This window comes from Thermococcus sp. M36, assembly GCF_012027355.1.
In the GTDB taxonomy this organism is placed as follows: domain Archaea; phylum Methanobacteriota_B; class Thermococci; order Thermococcales; family Thermococcaceae; genus Thermococcus.
The window spans coordinates 1-566 of sequence record NZ_SNUH01000069.1 but is presented as its reverse complement, the minus strand read 5'-3'; the positions used below and the strand labels follow the sequence as shown (position 1 = coordinate 566).

The window sequence follows — 566 nt, the reverse complement described above, 5'->3', positions numbered from 1 at the left end:
AGTTACAGAAGCTTTGCTATTGATACGTTAAAGTTAGAAAAGGTAACCTTAAACAGTATCTAAACCGCAGTTAATGCAGATTTTCTGTTACGTTGAATAATACTCAATATAAAACCAATTACCATAATTACAACGCCTATCCATAAAACATTAATCATAGGAAATTCATACACTTTTAAAGTAACTAAATCTGTAATGCTGCTGCTTTCTTTCACACCAATTTCCAGCTTACCTGCATCACCATTTATTACATTATAAAATTTCAACACCAAACTTTGAGATACAACACTGTCGGGCATTTCACGAACTTGGTTATTTTTTAAAGCAATACCCGGAGTGGCTATATATCGTCTCCCATCTTTTGCAACTATGTCAAGGTTTAAAAACAAAGCACTTTCATCTGCTGCGTATTTATCTTTTTTAGCAACAGGGTTTACATCAACACTTTTAAGAACAATAAAACCACTTGAATAAAAAATAGTATCGCCAACTTTTAATTCGTGATTTTGAAAATGTGCGGTATCGTCTTTTTTATTTTGCTGAAAAGAAGAGATGTACACAAATAT

Annotated in this window: 1 protein-coding gene; it reads right to left on the bottom strand. The window is 32.0% G+C overall.

The window, feature by feature from the left end; genetic code table 11:
- Positions 1-59: 59 nt before the first annotated feature.
- A partial coding sequence (locus E3E36_RS13570; protein ID WP_206203628.1) for a hypothetical protein occupies positions 60-566 on the bottom strand: 507 nt, incomplete at its 5' end.